Below are 3,501 nucleotides of genomic sequence, written 5' to 3'. Positions count from 1 at the left end.
CTCGCCAACTGTGCTCAGTTGGATCAGCCTGACGGGGGCAACGGTTCTAGAGTCTTTTCGTTTCCGCACGATATGCTTTGTTTATCATCTACAATACACAAAAAGGGACATGGATCGCACCATGTCCCTTTGCTTCATGAATTATGATATCGCACCTCTGCTCAATCCGTTGTGGTTTCCTCTGTGGAATCCTCCTCCGGATCGGGGAGAACATCCAGCGCGCTGGGGGAGATGATATCTCCCAGAATACGGTCATAGGTCAGCGTATTCAGCTTCTGATCGGGCTCCTGGAACGGGTGATAGTTGGTGGAGTAGACCGGTTCGGTCTGCATCTCGTCCATCATAGTCTGCGTAAAGCTGTCCCGGGGGGCATCGATCATCTCCATGATGAGATAGGGGTAATAGAAGATGGAAACCGGATCGCTGGGCAGCACGCTGGTGTCCATGTTGAAGTTGTTCCAGAGGATGTAGTGCTGCTCATAGAGGTCGGAGCAGTTTTCGCTGGTGATGTTCAGCTGGTTGTAAATGCCGTTATCGCCACGCAGCGAGGGGAAGTGGTCGCCGATAAAAAGCACGATGGTCGGCTCGTTGGCTTCGGACAGATGCTCCAGCATCTCTGCCAGACCGTCTGCGGAGTGCTGGATGCGGGACAGATAGTTCAGGAATTCGTCGTCGCTGTCGCCGTCCGAATAGGGCTGGTGGTTCTGCATGGTGGTGGCGTGGAGATAGAGCGGTTCGCTGGAAGAGGCGATGAGGGACTCGATCTGATCGTATACTACATTGTCGTCGATGTACTCGCCGTAGGTGGTGACCGGAACGGTGAAGTCGTCCTCAAAGATCATGGTATCGAACCGGAAGTTGCTGTAGATGCGCTTGCGGCTGTAGAAGCTGCTCTGGAACGGGTGCACATACGCTGTGGTGTAGCCCCAGCTCTTGTAGTAGGAGGGGATGGTGGGCTGCTGGCGGTCCAGCAGCATGCGCTGCGGCATATTCGGGTCGTTCAGGGACTTGACCGGCAGACCGAACAGCATCTCGAATTCCGTGCGCACGGTGTAGCTGGCATAGGTGGGAACGATGAACTTGCCCTCCGTTCCCATGGATGCCGCCTTGTCCAGACCGGCATAGTAGGAATCCAGACCGGTGTAGCCCAGCTCCTCCAGTTCCTTGGAGAATACCCGGAAGTCGGCGAAGGACTCGGACATGATCTCAATGACGTTGGGCTTTACGCCGTTCTTGAAGTTGGTTTCCGCAACGTCGCTTGCCAGATACTGCCGGATGGCGTTGTCGCTGTTCTCGGCGTAGTCCGCCGGCTCATCCAGCTGGTTGGAGAGATTCTCCGAACCGGTCTGCATAAAGAACGCCAGAAAGCCGTTGTTCTCGAACTTCTCGTTGAGAATGAAGGTGTTGTCTGCCTCCTTGGTGTCCAGACGGAACAGCGCATAGACCGGCCGGGAGACTGCAGGAACGGTAACGACCATCACGCAGCAGATCAGGCAGGCGAGTCCCGGCAGCAGACGCTTGCGCAGCTTGGTGCGCTTCCTGAGCCGTGGGTTGAACCAGAACGCCAGCAGGATGAATCCCAGACAGATCGCCAGATAGAGGATCAGTCTTGGTGTGATCTTGATGTAGGCAAAGGAGGTCAGGCTCTTCAGACTCCGTGCCAGTTTCATGTCTGTCATGATGAGGTGGTTGCCGTTGGTGTTGTACTTGAAAAGCTCCGTGATGCTCAGCGCCATATAGATGACGCTTTCCACCAGCATGGAGAACCATCCGGAACGGAACAGCAGCAGCAGCCCTGTAAAGATCAGCGCTGCGATCAGAACGTTGAACAGCATGATGGTGGGGTGTTCGGAGATGAAGAGCACCAGCTTGCTGGGGTACTTATCCTGATTCAGCTCTGCCATGCAGACAATGAACAGCGGGTAGAGCAGCAGGATCAGCCGATTGGTCATGGGGAAGCGCAGGGTATTGTAGGAACGCTTTTCCTGTACGGAGCATCCCCAGGCCCGCACCGAGGAAAACCAGCCTTTCCACGAATGATTTTGTTTCATTTGTCTTTCTCACCTTTACGTAAAATGATTGTGTGTCTGTCCGGAAAAATGGGATTTCCAAACAGAGCCGATACCCTTTTACTATAGCACAAACCCGCAGATTCTGCAAGCGCTCCGGGGAAATACTCACCCATTTTTCACGAACTTTGTAAATTCTATCGAAAGAAAAACCGGCGGCATGTGAAATTTGTGCAAAACGATACGAACCGGAGAATTTGCAGAAAGACATATACCAGGCGCACCGTTGATTTTAGAAACGGTGCTTAAACGCATAGAAATCCGCCGTTGACGGGGAGATCCTGTCCGGTGATAAAGGCGGCATGGTCAGAGGCGAGAAAGCGCACTGCCTCCGCCACATCCTCCGGTGTGCCGTTCCGCCCCAGCGGCGTTTCCTCCGCCAGTTCCGCCAGCGTTTCCGGCGGGAGATGGGCGGTCATGTCGGTGAGGATCGTCGCCGGCGAAACGGCGTTTACCCGAATGCCGGACGGCCCCACCTCTTTTGCCAGCGCCCGTGTCAGCGCCAGCACAGCGCCCTTGGTGACGGCATAGTCCACCTCACAGGAGGCGCCGGTCTCCCCCCAGACAGAGGAGATGTTGATGATGCAGCCGCTGTGGCGGGACAGCATGCTGGGCAGCAGCGCCCGTGTCAGCTCCACCACGGCAGTGAGATTGACGGCGTACAGCTCCCGGATGCGCTCCGGCGGCATACACTGGAAGAGGTCGATGTAGGAACAGGCGGCGTTGTTGACCAGAACGTCCACGTGTCCCAGCAGTTCCAGCGCACGCTGCGCCAGCTGCGGGATCTGTGCGGGGTCGGAGAGGTCGGTCCGGATGGGGAGAATGCCTGTAGTGCGTGCAAGCTCCTCCATCTCCGCCTGGCTGCGGCAGCAGGTTCCGGCGACGCAGTAGCCGTCTGCGGCGAGCAGGCGTGCGGTCGCTGCGCCAATGCCGCGGGATGCACCGGTAATCAATGCTGTTTTTATCATAGGAATCCACTCCTGATCTGAGAATCGTGATGGGAAATCTTTCCGGATAATACGCAAAAAAATTATGCAGATTTTGCAAACACTGTCGGAATTGCTTGCATTTTCCGAGAGGAAGTGCTATACTTAATGGGGAAATTTTACGCAAGACTGCGCCGGAAATGACGCAGCGCAGTTCCCTGAAACATGGCAGATCACACTGGGAGGAATGACAATGCATCCGGAAAAACTAGCACGTATCAATGAACTGGCAAAGAAGTCCCGCACCGAGGGACTGACGACGGAGGAAAAGCAGGAGCAGGAAGCCCTGCGCAATGAGTACCGCCGTGCCGTGGTGGGAAATCTTCGTGGCCAGCTGGACAATACGGTGATCGTCGAGCCGGACGGCTCTTCGTACCGTCCGAAAGACGAAAAGAAAAAATAAGACTTAGGGCAATACCGCACAAAGAGCGTCTGGCGACTTTGCA

The 3,501-nt window shown here is 55.4% G+C and carries 3 protein-coding genes; 1 reads left to right on the top strand and 2 read right to left on the bottom strand.

Annotation, left to right across the window (positions count from 1 at the left end; all coding sequences use genetic code 11):
* Nucleotides 1-161: 161 nt before the first annotated feature.
* On the bottom strand, nucleotides 162-2,051 hold the full coding sequence (locus QZL66_RS00570; RefSeq protein ID WP_022409825.1) for an LTA synthase family protein: 1,890 nt from the start codon (nucleotides 2,049-2,051) through the stop codon (nucleotides 162-164).
* Nucleotides 2,052-2,314: 263 nt separating this feature from the next.
* Nucleotides 2,315-3,037, bottom strand: a complete 723-nt coding sequence (locus QZL66_RS00565) for an SDR family oxidoreductase (protein ID WP_022409824.1) — start codon at nucleotides 3,035-3,037, stop codon at nucleotides 2,315-2,317.
* Nucleotides 3,038-3,248: 211 nt separating this feature from the next.
* On the opposite strand from QZL66_RS00565, the gene QZL66_RS00560 reads away from it, so the two are divergent.
* Nucleotides 3,249-3,458 carry a DUF896 domain-containing protein gene (locus tag QZL66_RS00560; protein ID WP_022409823.1) on the top strand — a complete coding sequence of 70 codons (210 nt, stop codon included), beginning with the start codon at nucleotides 3,249-3,251 and terminating at the stop codon, nucleotides 3,456-3,458.
* Nucleotides 3,459-3,501 lie beyond the last annotated feature (43 nt).

The sequence above is a fragment of the Ruminococcus sp. CAG:330 genome, assembly GCF_000437175.1.
In the GTDB taxonomy this organism is placed as follows: Bacteria; Bacillota; Clostridia; order Oscillospirales; family Ruminococcaceae; genus Ruminococcus_C.
The sequence above is the reverse complement of the archived record's forward strand: the minus strand, read 5'-3'. Positions and strand labels throughout refer to the sequence as shown.